General features: G+C 62.0%; 21 protein-coding genes, 1 tRNA gene and 1 riboswitch. Of the genes, 14 read left to right on the forward strand and 8 right to left on the reverse strand.

Annotation, left to right across the window (positions count from 1 at the left end):
- Positions 1-4: 4 nt before the first annotated feature.
- From pstC to phoB, 5 genes are read left to right on the forward strand one after another with little or no spacing between them, the layout of a single operon-like run.
- A complete protein-coding gene (pstC, locus tag QTJ18_RS23975; RefSeq protein ID WP_252753335.1) occupies positions 5-1,465 on the forward strand; it encodes a phosphate ABC transporter permease subunit PstC in 1,461 nt (486 codons plus the stop codon).
- Positions 1,462-2,820, forward strand: coding sequence for a phosphate ABC transporter permease PstA (gene pstA, locus QTJ18_RS23980; RefSeq protein ID WP_252753334.1), 1,359 nt, complete (start codon positions 1,462-1,464; stop codon positions 2,818-2,820). The genes pstC and pstA overlap by 4 nt, the downstream gene beginning before the upstream one ends.
- Positions 2,821-2,855: 35 nt before the next feature.
- Positions 2,856-3,647 (forward strand): phosphate ABC transporter ATP-binding protein PstB, encoded by a 792-nt coding sequence (gene pstB, locus QTJ18_RS23985; RefSeq protein ID WP_252753669.1) that lies wholly within the window; start codon positions 2,856-2,858, stop codon positions 3,645-3,647.
- Positions 3,648-3,701: 54 nt separating this feature from the next.
- Complete coding sequence (gene phoU, locus QTJ18_RS23990; RefSeq protein ID WP_252753333.1) at positions 3,702-4,415, forward strand: phosphate signaling complex protein PhoU; 714 nt, start codon at positions 3,702-3,704, stop codon at positions 4,413-4,415.
- Between the two features lie 38 nt (positions 4,416-4,453).
- Positions 4,454-5,137, forward strand: a complete 684-nt coding sequence (gene phoB, locus QTJ18_RS23995; RefSeq protein WP_165215781.1) for a phosphate regulon transcriptional regulator PhoB — start codon at positions 4,454-4,456, stop codon at positions 5,135-5,137.
- Positions 5,138-5,970: 833 nt separating this feature from the next.
- Here the strand turns inward: phoB and QTJ18_RS24000 are convergent.
- Positions 5,971-6,525, reverse strand: a complete 555-nt coding sequence (locus tag QTJ18_RS24000; protein ID WP_252753332.1) for a GcrA family cell cycle regulator — start codon at positions 6,523-6,525, stop codon at positions 5,971-5,973.
- 429 nt (positions 6,526-6,954) lie between these two features.
- Between QTJ18_RS24000 and QTJ18_RS24005 the strand changes: the two genes are divergently transcribed.
- From QTJ18_RS24005 to QTJ18_RS24015, 3 genes are all read left to right on the forward strand, one after another.
- Positions 6,955-8,151, forward strand: a complete 1,197-nt coding sequence (locus tag QTJ18_RS24005; protein ID WP_252753331.1) for an aspartate aminotransferase family protein — start codon at positions 6,955-6,957, stop codon at positions 8,149-8,151.
- Positions 8,152-8,205: 54 nt separating this feature from the next.
- Positions 8,206-9,123 carry an ornithine carbamoyltransferase gene (gene argF, locus QTJ18_RS24010; protein WP_252753330.1) on the forward strand — a complete coding sequence of 306 codons (918 nt, stop codon included), beginning with the start codon at positions 8,206-8,208 and terminating at the stop codon, positions 9,121-9,123.
- Positions 9,124-9,402: 279 nt separating this feature from the next.
- A complete protein-coding gene (locus tag QTJ18_RS24015) occupies positions 9,403-10,392 on the forward strand; it encodes an Hsp33 family molecular chaperone (protein WP_252753329.1) in 990 nt (329 codons plus the stop codon).
- A 112-nt stretch (positions 10,393-10,504) separates the two neighbouring features.
- Here QTJ18_RS24015 and apaG read toward each other — a convergent pair whose 3' ends face one another.
- Positions 10,505-10,897: a Co2+/Mg2+ efflux protein ApaG gene (gene apaG, locus QTJ18_RS24020; protein WP_252753328.1), complete on the reverse strand. Its 393-nt coding sequence runs from the start codon at positions 10,895-10,897 to the stop codon at positions 10,505-10,507.
- Between the two features lie 230 nt (positions 10,898-11,127).
- Entirely contained in the window at positions 11,128-12,312 is a 1,185-nt protein-coding gene (locus QTJ18_RS24025) for an O-succinylhomoserine sulfhydrylase (protein WP_252753327.1), read from the reverse strand.
- Positions 12,313-12,356: 44 nt separating this feature from the next.
- A riboswitch (SAM riboswitch) is annotated at positions 12,357-12,435 on the reverse strand.
- A 73-nt stretch (positions 12,436-12,508) separates the two neighbouring features.
- On the opposite strand from QTJ18_RS24025, the gene QTJ18_RS24030 reads away from it, so the two are divergent.
- Both QTJ18_RS24030 and QTJ18_RS24035 read left to right on the forward strand, forming a co-directional pair.
- Positions 12,509-13,603, forward strand: a complete 1,095-nt coding sequence (locus QTJ18_RS24030; protein ID WP_252753326.1) for a 2'-deoxycytidine 5'-triphosphate deaminase — start codon at positions 12,509-12,511, stop codon at positions 13,601-13,603.
- A 59-nt stretch (positions 13,604-13,662) separates the two neighbouring features.
- A tRNA-Gly gene (locus tag QTJ18_RS24035) sits at positions 13,663-13,736 on the forward strand.
- 231 nt (positions 13,737-13,967) lie between these two features.
- Here the strand turns inward: QTJ18_RS24035 and QTJ18_RS24040 are convergent.
- Both QTJ18_RS24040 and QTJ18_RS24045 read right to left on the reverse strand, forming a co-directional pair.
- Positions 13,968-15,956, reverse strand: a complete 1,989-nt coding sequence (locus tag QTJ18_RS24040; RefSeq protein ID WP_301557798.1) for a methyl-accepting chemotaxis protein — start codon at positions 15,954-15,956, stop codon at positions 13,968-13,970.
- A 43-nt stretch (positions 15,957-15,999) separates the two neighbouring features.
- The gene (locus QTJ18_RS24045; RefSeq protein ID WP_252753696.1) at positions 16,000-18,120 is read right to left on the reverse strand and encodes a glycosyltransferase family 2 protein; all 2,121 of its coding nucleotides are present in this window, start codon (positions 18,118-18,120) and stop codon (positions 16,000-16,002) included.
- 125 nt (positions 18,121-18,245) lie between these two features.
- Here QTJ18_RS24045 and QTJ18_RS24050 point away from each other — a divergent pair, with 125 nt between their 5' ends.
- Positions 18,246-19,136, forward strand: coding sequence for a transporter substrate-binding domain-containing protein (locus QTJ18_RS24050; protein WP_252753697.1), 891 nt, complete (start codon positions 18,246-18,248; stop codon positions 19,134-19,136).
- 125 nt (positions 19,137-19,261) lie between these two features.
- On the opposite strand, the gene QTJ18_RS24055 is transcribed toward QTJ18_RS24050, so the two are convergent.
- The 3 genes from QTJ18_RS24055 to QTJ18_RS24065 form a co-directional block, all read right to left on the reverse strand.
- The gene (locus tag QTJ18_RS24055) at positions 19,262-19,942 is read right to left on the reverse strand and encodes a helix-turn-helix transcriptional regulator (RefSeq protein ID WP_252753941.1); all 681 of its coding nucleotides are present in this window, start codon (positions 19,940-19,942) and stop codon (positions 19,262-19,264) included.
- A 209-nt stretch (positions 19,943-20,151) separates the two neighbouring features.
- Positions 20,152-20,799, reverse strand: a complete 648-nt coding sequence (locus tag QTJ18_RS24060; RefSeq protein ID WP_252753698.1) for a response regulator transcription factor — start codon at positions 20,797-20,799, stop codon at positions 20,152-20,154.
- 100 nt (positions 20,800-20,899) lie between these two features.
- Positions 20,900-21,331: a hypothetical protein gene (locus QTJ18_RS24065; RefSeq protein ID WP_252753699.1), complete on the reverse strand. Its 432-nt coding sequence runs from the start codon at positions 21,329-21,331 to the stop codon at positions 20,900-20,902.
- A 118-nt stretch (positions 21,332-21,449) separates the two neighbouring features.
- Between QTJ18_RS24065 and QTJ18_RS24070 the strand changes: the two genes are divergently transcribed.
- The 3 genes from QTJ18_RS24070 to QTJ18_RS24080 all read left to right on the forward strand — a co-directional run bounded on the left by QTJ18_RS24070 (position 21,450) and on the right by QTJ18_RS24080 (position 23,289).
- Positions 21,450-21,794, forward strand: a complete 345-nt coding sequence (locus QTJ18_RS24070; protein ID WP_252753700.1) for a DUF952 domain-containing protein — start codon at positions 21,450-21,452, stop codon at positions 21,792-21,794.
- Complete coding sequence (locus QTJ18_RS24075) at positions 21,794-22,894, forward strand: quinone-dependent dihydroorotate dehydrogenase (RefSeq protein ID WP_252753701.1); 1,101 nt, start codon at positions 21,794-21,796, stop codon at positions 22,892-22,894. The genes QTJ18_RS24070 and QTJ18_RS24075 overlap by 1 nt, the downstream gene beginning before the upstream one ends.
- 266 nt (positions 22,895-23,160) lie before the next feature.
- Positions 23,161-23,289: a hypothetical protein gene (locus QTJ18_RS24080; RefSeq protein WP_289852123.1), complete on the forward strand. Its 129-nt coding sequence runs from the start codon at positions 23,161-23,163 to the stop codon at positions 23,287-23,289.
- Positions 23,290-23,353: the final 64 nt, after the last annotated feature.

Consider the following 23,353-nt stretch of genomic DNA (forward strand, 5'->3'; position numbering starts at 1 on the left):
GCATATGGGCGTTGGCGTCATTCTTCTCGTTCTCCTGGCGCTCGCCGCGCTGGGATACGGTTTCGGCAGGCGAAAGGCCCTGTCTGTCTCTGCGCAAAGTGGCGTCAAGCTTCATTCGCTTCCCGGCTATTACGGCCAGATGGTGGCGCTCTTCACCGCGGTTCCTGCCTTCCTCGTCCTCATTATCTGGGTGCTCGTTCAGCCCGTGGTGATCGAGAACCACGTGAGCGGCATGATCCCCGACAGCGTCATTCCGGATGGCGGGGCCCGCAGCCTGGTCATGTCGGATGTGCGCCGCATTGCCGATGGCCTCGATGCCGTCCTGACGCGTGGCGGGCTTGGCGAAGAGGGGCTGGACCGGATTGCCGCGGATGGCGACAATGTGCGCGGCCGGCTTGCCGAAGTCGGGATCGCGCTTGCGGGCGATGTGCCGCCGGTGGTCTTCGAGGCGGCGCGCAGCTACCGCGCCAGCAGCAAGACGGGCACGTTCCTGATGATGGTGGTGGTGCTCGGCGTATCGCTGGTACTCGGTGCGCTCGCCTACCGGCGCATCCAGCCGCTGATGCGGGCCCGCAATGTCAGCGAAAGCTTCATCAAGTCGCTCCTGATCGGCTCGTCGATGATCGCCATCCTGACGACGATCGGCATCGTCTTCTCGCTGGTCTTCGAAACCATTTCCTTCTTCAAGATCTATCCCGCCAAGGACTTCTTCTTCTCCACGGTCTGGAACCCGCAATTTCGCGGCGGTTCGGAGCTCGGCATCCTGCCCTTGCTATGGGGTACATTCTACGTCTCGTTCATCGCGCTTCTGGTGGCCGTTCCCATCGGTCTGATGATCGCCGTCTATCTTTCCGAATATGCCAGCCGGTCGCTGCGCAGCATTGCGAAGCCGGCCATCGAAATGCTGGCGGGCATCCCGACCATTGTCTACGGTCTCTTCGCGCTGGTCACGATCGGGCCTTTCCTGCGCGATTATTTTGCCCAGCCGCTCGGCCTCGGCTCCTCGTCCTCCTCGGTTCTGACGGCCGGCCTGGTCATGGGTATCATGATTATCCCCTTCGTCTCCTCGCTGTCGGATGACATCATCAATGCGGTGCCGCAGGCGCTGCGCGATGGCTCCTACGGCCTCGGTGCAACGCAATCGGAAACCATCAAGAAGGTGGTCATGCCGGCGGCGCTGCCGGGCATTGTCGGCGCCATTCTGCTTGCCGCCAGCCGTGCCATCGGCGAAACCATGATCGTCGTGCTCGGCGCCGGTGCCGCCGCCAAGCTCGACATCAACCCTTTCGAGGCCATGACGACCGTGACCGTGAAGATCGTGAGCCAGCTGACCGGCGACTCCGAATTTTCCAGCCCGGAAACGCTGGTGGCCTTCGCGCTGGGTCTCACGCTTTTCACCTTTACGCTCGGGCTGAACGTGCTCGCCCTTTACATCGTACGCAAATACCGGGAGCAGTACGAATGACCGATCTCTCCGTTTCCAACACCGCCGCCCTGCCGGCCTCCACCCCCAAATCGCTTCTGACGCTGGATGATCGGACCCGCCGCCGCAATGCATCCGAGGTAAGGTTCCGCATGATGGGCCTGACCGGGGTGACGATCGGCATCCTCGCTCTGCTCTTCCTCCTCGGGTCGATCCTGTCGAACGGCGTCTCCTCCTTCAGCCAGACCTATATCCGGCTGGATGTCTTCCTGGATCCCGCCAAGCTCGACAAGGCCGGCACGCGTGACCCGGCCGAGATCGCCAAGGTCACGACCTTCGGCTATGCGCCGCTGATCAACGCCGCCCTGGCCGCGGCGATGAAGGAGAAGGGCATCGAGGGAGAGGGCGTGAGCGTCAAGGCGGCCGGCGACCTGATCTCCAAGGAAGCGCCGGCAACGCTGCGCAATTTCGTGCTGGCCGATCCCTCGGTCATCGGCACCACCGTCTCCTTCGATCTCCTGGCATCGGGCCGCATCGACGGCTATTACAAGGGCCGCGTGACGATGGAGAGCGCTCAGCTCGACCGCAACATCTCGCCCGACCAGCTGATCCTGGCAGACAAGCTGAAATCTGCCGGCATCCTGACCAATCACTTCAACTGGGGCTTCTTCACCGCGGCGGATGCCTCCGATACGCGTCCGGAAGCCGCCGGCCTCGGCGTCGCCATTGTCGGCTCGATCTACATGATGCTGATCGTCCTGGTCCTGTCGCTGCCGCTCGGGGTCGCGACCTCCATCTATCTGGAGGAATTTGCGCCGCAGAACCGCCTGACGGATATTATCGAGGTCAATATCGCCAATCTGGCGGCCGTTCCCTCCGTGGTGTTCGGCATTCTGGGCCTGGCCGCCTTCATCAATTTCGCCGGCCTGCCGCAATCGGCGCCGATCGTCGGCGGTCTGGTGCTGACGCTGATGACCCTGCCGACCATCATCATCGCCACGCGCGCGGCGTTCAAATCCGTGCCGCCGTCGATCCGCGATGCGGCGCTGGGCGTCGGCGCCTCCAAGATGCAGGCGATCTTCCATCACGTCCTGCCGCTGGCCATGCCCGGCATCCTGACCGGCACGATCATCGGTCTCGCCCGGGCGCTGGGAGAGACAGCGCCGCTGCTGCTGATCGGCATGGTGGCCTTTGTCCGCGATTATCCGGCCGGACCGCCGGAAGGCTTCTTCGACCCGGCCTCGGCTTTGCCGGTCCAGGTCTATAACTGGACCCAGCGTGGCGACCCGGCCTTCATCGAACGTGCCTCCGGTGCCATCATCGTCTTGCTGGTCTTCCTGATTTTGATGAATTTGTCCGCAATCATCTTGCGTCGCCGCTACGAGCGTCGTTGGTAGAGGGAGAATTCCTGATGATGAACAATATATCAACGATGAATACGACGACTACGAAGGCAGCAGTCATGATCGACTCCAAGATTTCCGCGCGCAACGTCCAGGTCTTTTATGGCGAGAAGCAAGCGATCCGCGATGTGAATATCGAAATCCGGCCGCGCTCGGTCACGGCCTTCATCGGTCCGTCGGGTTGCGGCAAGTCGACCTTCCTGCGCTGCATCAACCGGATGAACGACACGATCGACAGCTGCCGGGTGGAAGGCAATATCCTCATCGACGGCGAGAACATCTATGATCCCAAGGTGGATCCGGTGCAGCTGCGGGCGAAGGTCGGCATGGTCTTCCAGAAGCCCAATCCGTTTCCGAAATCCATCTATGAGAACGTGGCCTATGGCCCGCGCATTCATGGCCTTGCGCGCAAGAAGTCAGACCTCGACGAGATCGTCGCATCCTCCCTGCAGAAGGCGGGGCTTTGGAATGAAGTGAAGGATCGCCTGCATGAATCGGGCACCGGTCTGTCCGGCGGCCAGCAGCAGCGTCTGTGCATTGCCCGCGCGGTTGCCGTATCGCCGGAAATCATCCTGATGGACGAGCCTTGCTCGGCTCTCGATCCGATCGCCACGGCCAAGGTGGAGGAGCTGATCCACGAGTTGCGGACGAATTTCACCATCGTGATCGTCACCCATTCCATGCAGCAGGCGGCGCGCGTCTCCCAGCGCACCGCCATGTTCCATCTGGGCCTGCTGGTCGAGGAGAACGACACCGACAAGATGTTCACCAATCCAGACGATCAGCGCACACAGGATTACATCATGGGCCGTTTCGGCTGAGGCCTTTCGCTTCGCCTGAAGCCTGCCGATCAACTCTATTCCCGAGGAAGCATCATGTCCCCCACCCATATCCTCTCGGCCTTTGACGAGGACCTGAAATATCTGAACCGCCGCATATCGGAAATGGGCGGGCTTGCGGAGCAGATGTGCTCCGATGCGGTGCGTGCGCTGGTGAATTCTGACAGCGCCCTGGCTCAGAAGGTGATCTCGGACGATGTGATTCTCGATCATGCCGAGCGCGAGATCCAGGAAAAGTCGATCGTGACGATCGCCCGCCGCCAGCCCATGGCGGGCGATCTGCGCGAGATCGTCGGCATCCTGCGCATTGCTTCGGATCTGGAGCGGGTCGGTGATCTGGGCAAGAACACTGCCAAGCGGGTGATTGCAGTTCAGGGCACGGGCGTGCCGCGCAAGCTGGCGCGGGGGCTGGAGCATCTCTCGGATCTGGCGCTGGTACAGCTGAAGGAAGTGCTGGACGTCTTTTCCAGCCGTTCGGTGGAGAAGGCCGAGGCGATCCGCCAGCGCGACGAGGAAATCGATGCGATGTACACCTCGCTGTTCCGCGAACTCCTGACCTATATGATGGAAGATCCCCGCAACATCACCACCTGCACGCATCTCCTGTTCTGCGCCAAGAACATAGAGCGCATCGGCGACCATGCCACGAACATTGCCGAGACCATTTATTACATCGCCACCGGTGCGGCGCCGGAGGGCGAGCGCCCGAAGGATGACACGTCGAACATGCTGGGTGCCGTTGCCGAATAAGGCTGCGATCGGCTGCCAATGTGAAGGATGTGTAAGACATGCTGCCGAAGATTGCGGTTGTTGAGGATGAGGAAGCGCTGAGCGTGCTCCTGCGTTACAACCTTGAGGCCGAAGGTTATGAGGTGGAGACGATCCTGCGGGGTGATGAAGCGGAAATCCGGCTTCAGGAGCGCCTGCCGGATCTTCTGATCCTGGACTGGATGCTGCCGGGCGTCTCCGGCATCGAGCTGTGCCGCCGGCTCCGGATGCGTCCGGAAACGGAGCGCCTGCCGATCATCATGCTGACGGCGCGCGGCGAAGAGAGCGAGCGGGTGCGAGGCTTGGCGACCGGCGCCGATGATTACGTGGTTAAGCCTTTCTCGACGCCGGAGCTGATGGCGCGGGTGAAGGCCATGCTGCGCCGGGCGCGCCCGGAAGTGCTCTCCTCCGTCCTGCGTTGCGGCGATATCGAGCTTGATCGCGAAACGCATCGTGTGCATCGCAAGAGCCGCGAAGTGCGCCTGGGGCCGACCGAATTCCGGCTTCTGGAATTCCTGATGGCCTCGCCAGGCCGGGTGTTTTCCCGGTCGCAACTGCTGGACGGAGTCTGGGGCCACGATATCTACGTGGACGAACGCACGGTCGATGTGCATGTCGGACGTCTGCGCAAGGCGCTCAACTTCTCCAATATGCAGGATGTCATCCGCACCGTGCGCGGCGCAGGCTATTCCATGGAAGCCTGAGCCGGCTCTCGATCCGGTTGGGATCGCGGCGGTGAAGGGCAGAGAGGATGACAGTGCCCTGCCGATCGGCCAATGGCGTCGTCACGGTCGTCACGGTCGTCACCGGTGTCGGCGCGGTGATCCGTCGCGGCCATTAGCGGCTTTCATGTCGGGATCATGGGCAAACGGCTGTCACAGGCGGGATCTGCAATGACCTGGCCTCTCTGATCGACTTGGCCGGGCCTACCTCACCAAGTCAACCTGGCTAAGCCTGCGTGACTGGGCCTGCATGAGCAAGCCTGCCTGACAAAGCCTGCATGACCGGGCCAACCCCACCAAGCCTGCGTGACTGGTTCTGCATGACCGAGCCCTGCACGACCGAGCCTCATAGGTCCGCTTCTGTCGGATCTCAGCTCGGATGCTCGATATGTGGTTGCTGGACCTGTGATTGCTGAAAATGCGAATGCTCGACTAAGGCATGATCGCGCTTCGTGTAAGCAAAAGATCAGGGATGGAGATTGCGTGCCCGGGATGCTGTCGCATCCAGATACCTGCGCCGTGGTGGGGGCTCGGCCTCTCATCGCGAAGCGGCGGCATTTCCGGAATATCAAATGCGCGCTCATGCTTCCGGCGCGAGCATGCAATGCGCCTTTCATCCCCTCCGCCAGGTCCTGGCAGCCGATCGCACTGCCCGGGGCCGGCCGTCAGGGGTCTTGCGGACCACCGTCCGCAGGACATCAGCATTTGGCCGGACATCGCCCGGAGCCGGATGCCTCGCCTCTCAGACCAGACGTTGCGCTGAGCCTGGGTCATGCGCAAGGACCAGCCATCGCGCAGCAAGCCGAGGCCGGATATCAGGCGCGAGCGACCGAATTGGCAGCCTTGCGCCGCTCCGTCACGGGCTGATAGGCGAGCCGTGCGTGATATTTGCAATAGGGCGAGCTGTCGCCGCATTCCGCGCCGCAGAAATGAAAATCTTCCTTCAGCGGATCGCCCACGGGCCATTTGCATGTGCGTTCGGTAAGTTCGGTCAGCGCAAGACGGCGCGCCATGGGAACCACACCGCTCGTCGGAGCGGCCACGGTTTCCACCAGGCCGATCTCGATCTCGTCTCGAGACGCCGCAGATCCCGCCGCGCGGGTGATTGGGCGGGCGGCGGCGCTCTGCGGAGCGGCGGTCGAACGCGCATTGAAGGTGGAAGGGCGAGGGGAAGCCGTCGGGCGCTTCTGAGTTCGCGGCTGGGCCGTGTTGCCACCCGCCTTCACGCGGCCGGGCAGGTTCAGCCGGTGCACCTTGCCGATTACGGCATTGCGGCTAACGCCGCCCAATTGCGCGGCAATCTGGCTCGCGCTCAGGCCTTCCGCCCACAGCCGCTTCAATCTCTCGACGCGTTCGTCATTCCAGTTCATGCTGTCTCTCCGCCATGAGCATACCAGCAAGACAGAATCTCTCACCGTTACGGCGAAGGGGCTTCGCCGCGCATACTACATCTATACTGTTGGTGACTAGTTCCGCCGCATGCAGTCTAGTAATTGATCTTTAACCTAATGGGCGGTGGACTCGCTGACAAGAGTCGCTCGAATCAGCGCGAATCGATTTTCGGGTTTTCCCCAACTTGCTTCCCGATAGAGTCTTTTTTGTCACATACCAATGGCGCTGTCCGCCAATCGGGCAGCGGTCGCGCCAAAGGCCTGAAAGCCGCTGGAATGTGCCGCATTTGTTGACAGGTCCCGCCGAAATGCGGATAGTGCGCCGGCCGCCCGCTGAGGCGGCATTTTTGATTTCTGGCGGTCCTGGTCGCCAGGTTCCTGAGAGATCGCCTGAAGGAGTGCGTCGTCATGGCTGAAGCTGCGCTTTTCGACACGTTTGCAAGGGCTCCCCTGCGCTTCGAGCGCGGTGAGGGAGTATGGCTCGTGACGGAAACGGGCGAGCGATATCTGGATTTTGGTGCCGGCGTGGCCGTGACCTCCTGCGGTCACTCCAATCCGCATCTGGTCAGCGCGCTGAAGGATCAGGCCGAAAAAGTCTGGCACCTGTCCAATCTGTATGAAATTCCGGAGCAGGAGCGGCTGGCGCGTCGTCTGGTCGAGGCGACGTTCGCCGACAAGGTCTTCTTCACCAATTCCGGTGCGGAAGCGCTGGAATGCGCGATCAAGACCGCGCGCCGCTATCATTATGCCAAGGGCCAGCCGGACCGGTATCAGATCATCACCTTCGAAGGCGCCTTTCATGGCCGCACGATTGCGACGATCGCCGCAGGCGGGCAGGAGAAGTATCTGGAAGGCTTCGGCCCCAAGGCGCCCGGCTTCGACCAAATTCCCTTCGGCGACATGGCTGCCCTGAAGGCGGCAATCTCGGATCACACGGCAGCGCTGCTGATCGAACCCATCCAGGGTGAAGGCGGCATTCGCGTCGTGTCCAAGGAATTCCTGCGGGAAATGCGGGCCCTCTGCGCCGAACATGGCATCCTGCTGATCTTCGACGAGGTCCAGACAGGCGTCGGCCGGACCGGCCGGTTCTTCGCCTATGAATGGTCCGGCGTCACGCCCGATATCATGGCCGTGGCCAAGGGCATTGGCGGCGGCTTTCCCTTCGGCGCCTGCCTGGCGACAGCCGAGGCTGCATCCGGCATGAAGCCCGGCGTCCACGGCACCACTTATGGCGGCAATCCGCTGGCCATGGCCGTGGGCAATGCCGTGCTGGACATTGTCCTGGCAGAGGGTTTCCTGCAAAACGTCAATGACGTGGCGCTGGTCTTCCGCCAGGGTCTTGCGGCGCTGAAGGACCGCTTCCCCGATGTCATCGAGGATATCCGCGGCGAAGGCCTGATGCTCGGCATCAAGGCGCGCGTGCCGGCTGCCGATCTTGCGGCCGCCATGCGTGACGAGCACATTCTGGGCGTGCCGGCGGGCGACAATGTCATACGTCTGCTGCCGCCGCTGGTGGTAACTGCCGACGAGGCGCGCGAGGGGCTTTCGCGTATCGAGCGTGCCGCGGCCAAGCTCCAAAGCGAACAGTTGAAGAAAACGGCCTGACCGCCGCCTCTAGGAGAAGCGGGCCGCCGGACGGCGCCCCGGATGGAAAAGATCATGGCATCACCCAAGCATTTTCTCGACCTCTCGACCGTTTCGTCAGAGGACCTGCGCACCATTCTCAACGATGCGCAAACCCGCAAACGCGCATTGAAGGCCGGAACGGCGGACAAGCCGCTGGCCGGCAAGATGCTGGCGATGATCTTCGAGAAGCCCTCCACCCGCACGCGCGTATCCTTCGATGTGGGCATGCGCCAGCTGGGCGGCGAGACGCTTTTCCTGTCCGGCACGGAAATGCAGCTGGGACGCGCGGAGACGATCGGTGATACCGCCAAGGTGCTGTCGCGCTACGTCGATGCGATCATGATCCGCACTACCGATCACCGCCGTCTGCTCGAACTGGCCGAACATGCCACCGTGCCTGTCATCAACGGTCTGACGGACGAGACCCATCCCTGCCAGATCATGGCCGACCTCCTGACCTTCGAGGAGCATCGCGGCCCTGTCACCGGCAAGACCTTCGCCTGGACGGGTGATGGCAATAATGTGCTGCATTCCTTCATCGAAGGTGCGGCCCGCTTCGGGTACCGCATGAACATGGCCGTGCCGCTTGGGTCCGAGCCGCTCGACAAATATCTCAACTGGGCGCGCAACAATGGCGGCGACATCATGCTCTGCCATGATGCCGAACGCGCCGTCAGCGATGTCGACATGGTGGTGACCGATACCTGGGTCTCGATGAACCAGGAGCACAAGGCGCGCGGCCACAACATCTTCCAGCCTTTCCAGGTCAATACCGAACTGATGAAGAGGGCGAAAGCGGACGCGCTGTTCATGCATTGCCTGCCCGCCCACCGCGGCGAGGAGGTGACCGACGAAGTGATCGACGGCGCGCAATCCGTGGTCTTCGATGAGGCGGAAAACCGCCTGCATGCGCAGAAGTCTGTGCTGGCCTGGTGCTTCGGCGTCGTCTGAACGCGTGAGGTGGGACCCGGCAAGGCTTCGGGAAGCGACGGATGGGGGTCGATCTGAGGGCTGATCTGGGGCTTGACCTAAGGGCTGACCTGGGACCGGGCCGGCGTCTTGATTTGGCCCGCGCGCGTCACCATCTGTCGGTCTTTCAATCCTTGGCATCCGGCCCGTATGGGTTTGGAGGCTTTAACCAGACAGCGTCGGCTTTGTTTGCGCGGCTTAGCGGTTCCGCTTGGTTTTTGCGTGTGCGAAAAGGGTTTATACGGCGCGAAGGAGCACATCATGGCAGAGGCCATTGTTGACATCAGCGATCTCACCCTGGCGGGTGATGACCATGTCGTTCCCTTTCAGATCGAAGGGCTGGATGTGCGCGGCCGTGCCGTGCAACTGGGTCCGCTTCTGAACTCCATCCTCGGCCGGCACAGCTATCCGGCGCCGGTTGCGCGGCTTCTGGCCGAAGCCATCGTGCTGACGGCACTGATTGGCACCTCGCTGAAATTCGAGGGCCGGTTCACCGTCCAGACGAAGGGCGATGGACCGGTGGATCTGCTGGTGGCGGATTTCAGCAGCCCGGAAAGCATGCGCGCCTATGCCCGTTTCGACGAGGAGGCGCTTGCCAATGCCGTTGCGCTCGGCAAGACGGAGCCGCCGGAGCTTCTCGGTCAGGGCGTTCTGGCCTTCACCATTGATCAGGGCCATGGCATGCAGCCTTATCAGGGCATCGTGCCGCTGGACGGCTCGTCGCTGGAGGAGATCGCCGGCGTCTATTTCCGCCAGTCGGAGCAGATCCCGACAAAGGTGCGGCTGGGCGTTGCCGAACTCTTCGATCGTGACGAAGAGGGACGGCCGCGTCACAACTGGCGCGCCGGTGGCGTTCTCGCACAGTTCCTGCCGCAGGCACCTGAACGCATGCGTCAGCCGGACCTGCATGGCGGGGACGGCGATGAAGGCGAGCATCATCACTCCGAGGATGACAGCTGGTCGGAAGCGCGCATGCTGATCGAAACCGTCGATACGGACGAGTTGACGGATCCGCAGGTGGCGATCGAGCGACTGTTGTATCGGCTGTTCCACGAGCGCGGCGTGCGGATCTACGAGCCGCAGAGCGTGGCGGACCGCTGCAGCTGTTCGCGCGAGAAGATCAAGGGTGTGCTGGAAGGTTTCTCCGCCGAAGATATCGAAGCCAGCCAGGAAGAGGGAGCGATCGCCGTGACATGCGAATTCTGCTCCACCACCTATCGCTATGATGTGACGGAGTTTCAGACCGCCTGAACCGCCGATACGCATTCGCCGGTCGCAACAGATCGTTCATGATCCTGCCCGATAGCGCAGGTCATGAACGATTCCTGCGGCCGGGAGAGCCTGATCGGGCAACATCCAGCCGTCAGTTGAGAACCCGTGCCAGTCCGGGTGAATCGAGCGAAAAGGCCGGAATGGTCACGATGAAGGTCTCGCCCTCATCATTTTCCATCTGATAATGGCCGAACATCATGCCGGAGGGCGTGTCCAGCGGGCAGCCGGACGAATATTCATAGGTGTCGCCGGGGTTCAGCCTGGGCTGTTCGCCGACCACGCCCGGGCCTTCCACCTCGTCCACAATGCCGTTCTGATCGGTGATGTGCCAATAGCGATGCACGAGCCGTACGGTCATCGAGGAATGATTGGAAATGACGATGCGATAGCCCCAGACATAGCGGCTCTCTTCCGGATCCGACTGGTCCGCAAGATAGTAAGGTTCGACGACGACCTCGATATCTCTGGTTAGCGCACGATACATGCCGATACCTTCATCTAATCCATAAGGCATATCATATACCTTGGCCGCAAGGTCAAGAAATGCAACGCCTGCCTGGCGCCGGAGAGGGCAGGGCGGTGGCGGATTGAGCGAAAGCATTCGGTGCCGGCGCAAGGCCGGCTGTCTCCAGCCGGGAATGACGAGATGTCTGCTCCCCGGCTCTTCCCTTCAAGCCTGGCCATTGCGCGGGCTGGACGACAGGCCGTCCGGTCTCAGGCGGAAATGCGCGACAGCGCGGCTTCCAGATCTTCGATCAGGTCATCGGCATCCTCGATACCGCAGGACAGCCGAAGCGTTCCGGCGGAAATGCCCAGTTCGGCACGTGCCTCATCCGTCAGGTTCTTGTGCGTCGTTGTGGCCGGATGGGTGATCAGGCTCTTGGCATCGCCGAGATTGTTGGAGATCTTGATCACCTCCAGTGCATCCTGAAGCGCAAAGGCGGCATCCTTCCCGCCCTTCAATTCGAAGCAGACGAGGGTTGAGCCGCCGCTCATCTGCCTAGCAATGATATCCGCCTGCGGATGGTCCTTGCGGCCCGGATAGATCACGCGAGCGACCTTGGAACTGTCTGCCAGCACGTCGGCGACCTTCGCAGCGCTTTCCGTCTGCTGACGCACGCGCAGGGGCAGGGTCTCCAGACCCTTCAGCAGCGTCCAGGCATTGAACGGCGACATGGCCGGACCGGTATGGCGGAAATAGTCGTGCAGGTTCTCGTCGATCCATGCCTTGTCGGACAGGATCACCCCGCCGAGGCAGCGGCCCTGGCCGTCGATATGCTTGGTGGCGGAATAGACGACCACATGGGCGCCGAGCTCAAGCGGCTTCTGGAAGAGCGGCGTCGCAAACACATTGTCCACCACAAGCTTCGCACCGATCTGGTTGGCGAGCTTGGCAACGCCCTCGATATCCACCACTTCCAGCGTCGGATTTGTGGGGCTTTCAAGGAAGAACACCTTGGTGTTCGGGCGGATGGCCGCCTCCCAATTGGCAAGATCGCGACCGTCCACCAATGTGCATTCCACGCCGTAGCGGGGCGCCAGCGTTTCCACCACATAGCGGCAGGAGCCGAAAAGCGCCCGGGCGGCCACGATGTGATCGCCGGCCTTCACCTGGCAGAGAATTGCGGCCGATACGGCGGCCATCCCGGATGCGGTGGCGCGGGCATCTTCGGCGCCTTCAAGCGCAATCATGCGCTTTTCGAACATGTCATTGGTGGGGCTGCCGTAACGGGCATAGATGAAGCCATCCGTCTCGCCTTTGAAGCGAGCCTCTGCTGCCTCAGAATTCTCGTAGACGAAACCCTGGGTCAGGTAGATGGCTTCGGACGTCTCGCCATATTGCGAGCGCAGCGTTCCACCATGGACGAGTTGTGTTGCCGGGCGCCAAGTCTTGCTCATTGCGTGTTTCCACCTCGAAACAAAAAAACCGGTCGCAAAGCGGACCGGTTTCGCACCCGGTCCTTTTAGCCACTTGTTTAACGTGGCTGCAAGCCGACCGGCCAAATCACCACGGGATAATCCTGCCATACGCCCCCGCGGCGCTTGCGTCAATTCCCCGCTTTTGCTTTTGTCGCGCGGTCAAAGGAACGGGTCAATGAAACGCAACGCGGGCATTCTGGCAGATCGCGCCATCGGCGCATTATTCGACGAAGGCAGGCTGAAGAGCGAAATGCCGCTGGACAAGGACCAGGTCCAGCCGGCAAGCCTGGATCTGCGCCTGGGTTCCAAAGCCCTGCGGGTGCGGGCGAGCTTCATGCCGGGGCCGAACCATACGGTGGTCGACAAGCTCGAGCGGCTGACGCTGCACGAGATCGACCTGGAGCAGGGGGCGGTTCTGGAGACCGGCTGCGTCTATATCGTGCCGCTGATGGAGAGCCTCGATCTGCCGGCCGATCTCTCGGCCTCCACCAATCCCAAGAGCTCGACCGGACGACTGGATATTTTCACCCGCGTGATGGTGGATCGCGCTCAGGAATTCGACAAGATACCCGCAGGTTACCAGGGTCAGCTTTACCTGGAGATCTCGCCGCGCACCTTTCCGGTCATCGTCCGCCGCGGCTCGCGCCTGTCGCAGATCCGCTTCCGCACCGGTCACGCTCTGCTTTCCGAGTCAGAGGTTCTCGCGCTGCATAAAGATGAGATGCTGGTGGCCAGCGACACGCCGAATGTGTCGGGAGCGGGCATTGCCTTGTCCATCGATCTCCAGGGAACAGGTCCGGACGGGCTCGTGGGCTATCGCGGCAAGCATCATACATCCGTCATCGACGTCGATCGCAAGGCGGCGCTGGACGTGCTGGATTTCTGGGAACCGCTCTACAGCCGCGGCCGCGACGAATTGATCCTCGATCCGGATGAGTTCTATATCCTGGTATCGCGCGAAGCGGTGCATGTTCCGCCGCTGTATGCCGCGGAAATGACGCCCTATGATCCCCTGGTGGGAGAGTTCCGGGTGCATTATGCCGGTTTCTTCGATCCCGGTTTCGGTCATGCCTCCGTCGGCGGTACCGGAAGCCGCGCTGTGCTGGAGGTGCGCAGCCACGAAGTGCCCTTCATCCTGGAGCACGGCCAGATCGTCGGCCGCCTGGTGTTCGAGCACATGCTCGAGCGTCCCCAGGCGCTTTACGGCTCCGGATTAGGATCGAATTACCAGGCGCAGGGCCTGAAGCTCTCCAAGCATTTCCGAGGCTGATCGCATCTGTTTTTTCCCTTGAAGGGGCCAAGGCCAGGTGCTAGTTCTCAGCCTCGCAGGCGGGTGTAGCTCAATGGTAGAGCAGTAGCTTCCCAAGCTAACGACGAGGGTTCGATTCCCTTCACCCGCTCCAGCGGCATTCTTGTCCCGCCGAATGGCGGCTTTCTTTCCGATCCCACGCAGCTCATGAAATGGCCCGACAGGCGGATGTCGCCGGCCGGGCCTGCTATCGCGGTTCGTCCGTAGCGTGACGGGATCGTTCGCATAGCTGCGTCACGCGTTCAGCCTTGCCCTCACTTGGCATCGCCTGTCGCCGCCGCAAGCCGCGCGGTGTCGCGCGACCTGCTTTCGCCGTGGAAGCGGCTCAGAACTCCGCCCATTCCTGGCGTTCGGCAGCCGCTCCGCCCATGGCTCTTGCCACCGCGCTCGTCATGCGATGCACGGCCGGCGCCGAGGATTGCCGGTCGCGGCCATCGACGGCGCGCAAGACGGACTGCTGGCGGATCTTGAACTGCGCGACCAGCCGGCCAAGGCTGTCCGCCTCGGCAGACAGCTTGTGCGTCGCGGCGGCCGTCTCCTCCACCATGGCGGCGTTCTGCTGCGTCACCTGGTCCATCTGGTTGACGGCGGTGTTGACCTCGTGCAGCCCTGTCGACTGTTCCTGCGATGCATTGGCAATCGAATGGATGCGCTCGTTGATCTGCAACACGTAGCGTTCGATATCCGTGAGGGAGCTGCCCGTCTGCTCGACCAGAGCCACGCCCACCTGCACGCTCTCTCCCGATTTGGTGATCAGGTTCTTGATGTCCTTGGCAGCGGTAGCCGAGCGCTGGGCCAGTTCCCGCACCTCCTGGGCCACCACCGCGAAGCCCTTGCCCGCCTCGCCGGCACGGGCGGCTTCAACGCCGGCATTGAGCGCGAGCAGGTTCGTCTGGAAGGCGATCTCGTCAATGACATTGATGATCTGGGTGATCTCGCGCGAGGCGTTTTCGATGTCTGCCATGGCCTTGATGGCGTCCGTCACAATGCGGGAGGACTGTTCGGTGCGCGCCTTGGCCTCACCGACCATCTTGTTTGCTTCCTGAGCACGATCTGTCGAATTGCGCACCACGGCGGTGATCTCGTCCAGCGCGGCAGAGGATTCTTCCAGGGCCGCGGCCTGCTGTTCCGTCCGCTTGGAAAGACTGTCGGAGGAATTGCGCAGTTCCGCACTGTTGGCGTTCAGGCTGTCGCTTGCAAAGCGGATGTCCTGGATCGTCCGCTCCAGATGAGCGACGGTGCCATTCACGTTCTTCTTCAGCTCGTCGAACACGCCCCGGAACTCGCCCTGCATGGACTGGGTCAGGTCACCTCCGGAGAGAAGTTTCATCACCCGGCTGGTTTCTGTCACGCCGATCTCGACCGAGGCCACCAGCTGATTGACGTTGCGCGCGAACTGGTTGAGGTTTTCGTCGCCATAGTCCTTGGTGATCCGCTTGGAGAAATCGCCGTCGGCAGCCGAAGAGACGACGGTCGCCAGCCCCGATTGCAGCTCCTGGTTCTTCACTCTCATGGCCGTTTCCTGGGCGTTCATCCTTTGAACGTCCAGGCCGTTCTGCTTGAACACATTGACAGCCGCCGCCATGGCACCGATCTCGTCCGACCGGCCGGTGAAGGGAACCTCAACACTGTAGTCGCCATCGGCAAGCGTGCCCATGACCTTGGTGACCTGAACGATGGGCCGGCTGATCTTGAAGGTCGCGACATAGATTGCCGCGCCCGCACCACCGACCACGCCCACGACGGTTGCCAGGATGATGATCAGCAATGCCGTCGCCTGGAACTCATCCATGGATTGCGACAAGCCGGCCAGCTTTGCCTTGTCGGCATTCACGACATCGTCGATTTCCTTCTGGAAGGCTTTGCGGTTGGCGCGGTTGTCATCGGTATTGCCATGAGCATTGGCAGCCTCGGGTCCAACCTCGGTCGCGAGCCTCGCCGTCTCGGTCCTGAAGACGGTGAAGGAGGCGGCGGTCTGCGCCAGCTCGTCAAAATCGGTCTTCTGATCGGCAGCGACAATCTTCGACCAGTCGGAGACGAGCGTATTCAGCTCGGCCAGCTGCTTTACCGCGCCGGCGGCGAAAGGCTTGGCCACCTCGGCGTTTTCGGCATTGTAGGCCCCGCGCAATTCCATGACGACCGCCGTCACGATGCGGTTCAGGTGCTCGCCATACTGCGCACGCTTCGCTGCAAGCTCATACTCGGTGACATGGCCATCATAGGCGGCCAGGGTGTAGGTACAGATTGCGCCGATGGAAACTGCAACGAACGCCATCGCCGCGACGACGGCGAAGATCTTGCTGCGAATGCTCATGGAGAGGTGCCTTTTCGATTGATTACCACCTCAGCCTTACCGGTCAGCGCTTAAAGATTAGTTCAAACTTAAGTAAGCGTCTCCCAAGAATTCCCCTGTCAGAACTTATAGTTTTCTTGACATCCATCGGTTTTGAACCAGATGCGGCGGTATTTGCGGCGCAATCCCTCTGGCTCTTGCTGATGGCGTCTCCCATGACCCCATTGGTTGGGAGATGCGGCGTCTTCTTCCAGAAAAACGGGTCCGTCCGCAGTTCGTTCAGTGCCCGCCAGGCGGCATAGGAGCTCATGAACCAGTGCACGGGCACGCTGATCCAGCGCCAGCCCAGCATTTGCCTCTCCCTTGCAATCATGGCGCCGATCCCGAGCTTGAGGAAGATCAGGTAGCTGCCGGAAACATTGGCGGCATCGACGCAGAGAAGAACGAGGCTGTCGAATGGCAGGGACCCCAGACCGAGGACTGTTGCCCGGTAACCGGCTTCTATGACAAAGGCGATGATCAGGGGATGGAGCAGGGCGGAGGCCAGCATGCCGCCGATCAGCAGGTGGAAGCTCAAGGCGGCGCGCAGGCCCATCTGGCGCGCGCAGAGCACCGGTGCCCTCGTCATGACCAGCCAGGTCTGCAGCCATCCCTTGAACCATCGCGTGCGCTGGCCGATCCAGACGCGCCAGACAAGCGGGGCATCCTCCAGCGTCTGGCAGCGCAGCGTCTGCGCGCGGTAATTGAGCCGGTAGAGGCGAAGGCCGAGATCGGCATCCTCGGTCACGTTGAACGGATCCCAACCCCCGACATCCCGCAGCACCTGCGTGCGGAAGTGGTTCGAAGTGCCGCCAAGCGGCAGCGGCAAACGATGATTGGCGAGCATGGGCAGCATGGCGCGAAACAGCGCTGCATATTCCAGCGCGAACATGGTGCTGATGCTGTTGGCATCAAGATTGGCGATGATCAGCGGCGCCTGCAGGCAGGCCACGTTTTCATCGCAGCAGCGGAAACGCGCATAGGCTTCCCGCAATTGCTGTGGATGCGGCCTGTCTTCCGCGTCGTAAATGGTCAGAAACTCGCCGCGTGCGCCGGCCAGCGCATAGGTAAGGGCCTTTGGTTTCGTGCGCGGATGGCAGGCAGGAACTTCGACGATGTCGAAATAGGGTGGCAGCGCCATGGCCTTCAGCGCGTCGATCGTCTCGCGGTCGTCGGCTTCGCAGGCAAGCTTGATGTCCAGGAGGGACCGGGGCCAATCCAGCCGCTCGAGATTGGCCACCAGCTGCGCCACCATGCCGGCCTCGCGGTAGAGCGCAACCATGATGGTATAGACCGGAAGCGGCGGTGAGACGGGCATATCGACTGCATGAACGGCCGGCCGCTTCTGACCCACTGCCCAGAGGCGCATGATGAGGGCGGAGAGGTAGACCAGCGAGAGGCCCGCATGCAGGCTTTGCAGAGCCCCGGCAGGATAGACGAGGAGGAGGGCAATCAGGCCGGTGACGGCGCATCCGCCCATCCAGCCCTGCCATCCGGTGGCGACGATGCGGGCGGAATGGTGCGGTTGGCGGTCGAAGAGATGCGCCACCGTGTGCTTGACCCGCCTCTGCGCCCCGGCGGCCCAGACGGCGTTGCGGATCGCCGAAGGCGTCGTGATCACCAGCTGCTGCGCAAGCTGCGGCCCTTGCAGGAGGCGGGCGGAGAAATCCGCCAGAAGCGCCGCTTCCGGGACCAATGCGATCTGCGGTGCGCGATCCGGATGGTTGATGCGAACCTGCCGCGGCGTGACCAGCTGGCTGTCGAGAAAGTCGATGTCCTGAACCGCCGCCGCCGCAATCTCATCGATGAAGGGAAGACGCATGGCACGCGCAATGGCGCCGTAATAGGCATCTTCCGAAACGGAGCCTGAATGCAGCAATTCCCGCTCGATCGTCGTGCCATGCATCCGGGCCCGGTCTCGCATGGCGAGGATGAGCGGCCTGGCAAAGCCGAGCGACAGGAGTGCGGCCTCTTCGCTCTGCACGTCGATGATGGGAAGGACATCCGTCGAATCCTGTCCGGGCTGCGCGAGGGTCTCCAGGTCTTGACGTGGCGGATGCGGCTGAGGAAGCCGCACCGGAGGATCCACAGGCGCGGAAAGGCGGATGCCTTCGATGTCGAGCGGATATTCCCCTGCATCCGTCAAGCTGATAAACCCCCGTCTGCAGCCGGCTATGATGCTAGCGCGCTTTCACTGGCGCTCATATGGAGTGCGAGCGCCGCGCCCAGCCGGATCTCGGTAACCGTAGGTGTGCGCAGAAGGGCTTTCAATTGACAGATCTGACGTATTGGAGATGCCGCACCCTCTCTTTAGGTCTGGGATTTTTGCTGGCCTGCTCTGCTGCCGGCACAGGCCTTGCCCAGAATGCGCCGAAGCCGGATCAGGCGGTCCAGACGGTGGAAATTCCACTTCTCATCGATCCCGCTGAGCGCCTGGCAAAGCCGGACCTCACGGCGCTGCCGCGGTTTCGCGTTCTCACCACAGTGGATTTTCCGCCATTCAGCTTTGTCGATCAGACCGATCGCCTGTCCGGTTTCAACATTGATCTGGTGCGCGAGATCTGCCGCGAGCTTGATATCGAAGCCAAGTGCCAGCTGCAGGTCATGCCCTTCGCCGACCTGAAGAAGGCGCTGGAAGAGGGGCAGGGGGAGGCCGTGGCTGCGGGAATCTCGGTCGATGCGGAGCTGCGGCAGAGCTTCGACTTCTCGAGACCCTATCTCACCATTCCCGCCCGCTTTGCGGCCAGCAAGGCGGCTGCTCTCTCCGGTTCCGCGGCGCTCGCGCTTGTCGACCGGCCTGTCGGTGTCATCCAGGCAACGGTGCATGAGGAGATGCTGAAGAGCTTTTTCCCCCGTGTGAAGCCTGTCTCTTTCGCCAGCCGTGGCGACATGCTGACGGCGCTGAAGGAGAGAAAGGTGGATGCGGTCTTCGGCGATGGGCTCAGCCTGCCCTTCTGGATTGCCAGCCCGGATTCCGAAGCCTGCTGCATCCTGTTCGACGGACCCTATCTTTCGGAGCATTTTCTCGGGGAGGGCCTGTCGCTGATGCTCAGACAGAAGCCCGCACAACTCACGCAGGCGGTCAACTACGCGCTTGTGCGGCTGGCGGAGACGGGCAAGCTGCAGGAAATCTTCCTGCGCTATTTCCCGAACGGCCTTTGACAACAGTCAAGTGAGGCGCCTGCGCGGAAGGCAGAGCCGAAGCGTTGGGCCTGGCGGCTTTGCGTGACGCATCGGCTCTGCGACATAGCCGATTCCGCTTTGTCGCCCGATGCTGTCAGCCCCTCTTACTGGCTGGCCCAGATGATCCGCGCTACCCATTCGATATCGGTGGTATCGAAGCTGCGATTGGGGTGTTGCGGGTTCAATGACATGAGTTCGATGGTGCGGGCGCTTTGGCGCACCAGCACCTTGGCCATGACCTCGCCCTCCCGCGTCTTGACCACCACCCGATCGCCCCGGCGCACCTGTGCACCAGGCTCGACGATCAGCCGGTCGCCGTCGCGATACAGAGGCATCATGGAATCGCCCTGCACTTCCAGGGCATAGACGCCAGGCCGGCGCGACGCGGCAACGGGAAAATCCACCACATCCCATCCCTGGCCGGCAGGGAAGCCGCCGTCGTCGAAGAAGCCGCCGGCACCGGCCTGGGCAAAGCCCAGAAGGGGAATGGAGCCGGCCTGCGGCGGGAAGGCTCCATCCGGCAGGTCATTCTTCGCCAGCTCGTCCTTGAGCTTTGCCTGCGGCAGATAAGACAGGAATTGCTCGATCGTGGCTCCCGTGGCGTCCAGCACCTTGGAGATCGACTCGGTCGATGGCCAGCGCATGCGTCCGTCCGGACCCTGCCGCTTGGACTTGTTGAAAGATGTCGGGTCCAGCCCGGCGCGCCGCGCCAGCCCCGAGGCGGTCAGATGGTGCCGCTCGGCCAGGGTGTCGATGGCTTTCCAGATCGTCTCATGCGACAGCATTGTCGGCTCGCTCTCCGGCAGTTGGCCGGCGTCAAGATTGGAACGTCGAGCCGGTACGGGGTTACGCGCCGCATCTTCAGATACAGACAAAGGCGGCTCCGAACTCTGGTTTCAGACGGCGAAAACCCTTCGCCGCCACCTGTCAGCCACATTAATCGAAGGAACAGGTCGAGTAAAGCAGAAAAAGGAATAAAATCCTTTTGAGCCGATCAAGCCACCAGAGCCATGTTGATCTTGCCGAGCTTGATGACCGCCTGGGTTCGGCTGTCGACGTTGAGCTTCAGCAGAATGGCCGACACATGCGCCTTGATGGTGGCTTCCGACACGCCAAGCTCATAGGCGATCTGCTTGTTGAGCAGGCCCTCCGCCAGCATGGAGAGAACCCGGCTCTGCTGCGGTGTCAGCGTCTTCAGCCGCTCCATCAATTCGGTGACGGCGGGATCTTCCTCTATGTCGTGCTCCACACCGTGCGGGGTCCAAATGCCGCCCTCAAGCACCGTTTCGATCGCCTGGCGGATTTCGTCCAGACCGGCGGATTTGGAAATGAAGCCGGAGGCGCCAAGCTCCAGCACGCGCCGCACCGTGGCTCCGTCATCGGTGGCGGATACGATGGTGATAGGCAGGTGCGGAAAGGTGGTGCGCATGGACATCAGCCCGGAAAATCCGCTGACGCCCGGCATCGACAGGTCGAGAAGCATCAGGTCGGCATCCGGATGCTCGCTCGCCGCCGCCTGCGCAGCTTCGAATGTGCCAGCTTCGACAATGTCCGCATGTCCGGCAATATCGCCCAAGATCTGGCGCAGTGCGCCTCGAAAGAGCGGATGGTCGTCTGCGATGATGATCTTGATTGAATGCATGTCCACGCCCCCTCCCAAGAGCATAGTCCGCTTCCCTGCCGATACCACTAATAATACCGCCGGGCTTTTCAAACAAGATGAAGTTTTCCGGGTGAACCGGTTAAAGCCGATCAGGACTAAGCTCTTCCTGCGAGCGGAACTCCTCGATCAGTCCCATGAAGCGGCGCATGAAGCGCTCCATGATCGACAGGGATTGCTCGATCTCCTCCTCGCTGGGAAGGTTTCCCTTGGCTCCGGCGGCCAATCTCTGCTCCAGAGCCTCGACGCGGCGTTCCAGCCCGTCGAGTTCCTGTTCGAAGGCCGTGCGCTCGTCCGCCGTCATGCGGCAGACGAGATTGCCGCGTTCCTCCTTGCAATAGGTGATGGCGCCGGTTTTCTGGTCGAGCCGGATGAAGCCGCTCTCCGTTTTCTCCAGATGATAGCGGTTGCCATCGCGGTCGGAGGGGGATGCCGCATCGCCGCCGGGAGACTGGGCCGCTGCCGTGCCCGCCAGCAGAAGGGCCAGTATGGCTGGATAAATTCCTAGGTTCATGCGCTTGTCCTCCGGATCTCTAGGTGAATTCAGCCCTGTCGTTGAGGGGCGCGGCATGGACAATCCACCCGCTTTGCGGCAAAGCCTGCTGGACAGAGCATGAAGACGGATGCCGCCGATGAGTATAGTCCTTTATAAGATCGTCCCGGAGGATTTATGGCAGCCGGCGCGGCAGGCCGGCATTTTCTACGGTGCGCCGGTGGATGTCAGCGACGGCTTCATTCATTTCTCCACCGCGGCCCAGCTTGCCGAGACCGCCAGACGTCACTTCGCCGGCCAGGATGGCCTGCTTCTGGTGGCGGTTGCGCAGGAGCGCCTGGGCGATGCCCTTCGGTTCGAAGTCTCTCGCGGCGGCGATCTGTTTCCGCATCTCTTCGCGCCACTGCCGCTTTCGGCGGTCCTGTGGGAAAAGCCGTTGCCGCTCGGAGCCGATGGCCAGCATGTCTTTCCGGAGCTTGATTGATGCCGATCTATGATTTTGCCCGCCGGGCGCTGTTCCTGCTCGATCCGGAAGCCGCCCATGGGGCCTCCGTCGCCGGCTTGAAAACGGGCCTCGTTCCGCCCTGTTCGATGCGGGCCGATCCGCGGCTTGCGGTCAGGCTCGCCGGCCTGGATTTTCCCAATCCGATCGGACTGGCCGCCGGCTACGACAAGAATGCCGAAGTGCCGCAAGCCATCCTGCGGCTGGGCTTCGGCTTCACAGAGGTCGGCACGCTGACGCCACGGGCGCAGGCGGGCAATCCGAAACCGCGGATGTTTCGTCTGGTGGCCGATCGCGGCGTGATCAATCGCCTCGGTTTCAACAATGAAGGGCATGATGCCGCCTTTGCCCGCTTGTCCGCCCTGAAGGCAGGCGGTGGCCTTCACTCCTCGGGGCTCCTGGGCGTCAATATCGGCGCCAACAAGGATGCCGAAGACCGGATTGCCGATTACGTGTCCGGCATTCACCGGTTCTACGATCTCGCTCACTATTTCACCGTCAATATTTCGTCCCCCAACACGCCCGGCCTTCGCGATCTGCAGGCGCGCGAGAGCCTGTCCGCCCTGCTGAAGGCGGTTCTGGCGGCACGCGAGGAGCATCATGAACGTTCCGGCCGCCTCGTCCCGGTCTTCCTCAAGATCGCGCCGGATCTGACCGAGGAAGGCATGGACGATATTGCCGAGGAAGTGCTGGCCCATGCGCTGGATGGCCTCATCATCTCCAACACGACGCTCTCCCGCGAAGGTCTGAAGGATAAGGGTCAGGCGCAGGAGGCAGGCGGATTGTCCGGTGCTCCGCTCTTTCGCCGGTCCACTGCGGTTCTGGCACGCATGCGCAAGCGGCTCGGACCACATATGCCGATCATCGGCGTGGGCGGGGTGAGTTCTGCCGAGACGGCGCTGGACAAGATCCGCGCCGGTGCCGATCTGGTGCAACTCTATTCCGGCATGGTCTATCACGGCCCGACGATCGCGGCAGATATCCGTCGCGGCCTCTCGATGGCACTCGATCGGCTCCAGGCGCCCTCTTTGGCGTCACTGCGCGATAGTGATGTGGAGAAATGGGCGGCAGAGACTTTATAACGGTCCTTTCAGAAATCTGATAATTTGCGAGCGAGATCGCGACGCATGAGCATGAGCATGAGCATGAGCATGAGCATGAGCATTAAGGTGGCGTGGGCTTCAGGGGCCGCGCTTTCCGGTCACCGGTCGCGAAAATTTCTCCCAGTCACGCAAATGTGGCCAGAATCCTTGACCTTTTGTCCACACTCATCACTCTATATTTCATAGTGTAACAACGGGACGGGAGTCATCCGCGTCCCGGTTCAACACGATGGGGGTGCCACGCAATGCAGATCCATGTGCCACTGCCGAAGGCCAATCTTGCCGGCGTCACGCCGGTTGCAACCATCGCCGCGCTGCTTCTTGCCGTCCTAGTGCTGCGCGCAGCCATCTGGATCCTGCCACCCGGGATCTGACGCGGCGTGAATGAGAAAGGCGGCGGCCGCTTTTGCCCGCGAAGGGTCCGGCTGCCTGCCAGAC

Source organism: Rhizobium sp. SSA_523 (genome assembly GCF_030435705.1).
GTDB lineage: Bacteria > Pseudomonadota > Alphaproteobacteria > Rhizobiales > Rhizobiaceae > Neorhizobium.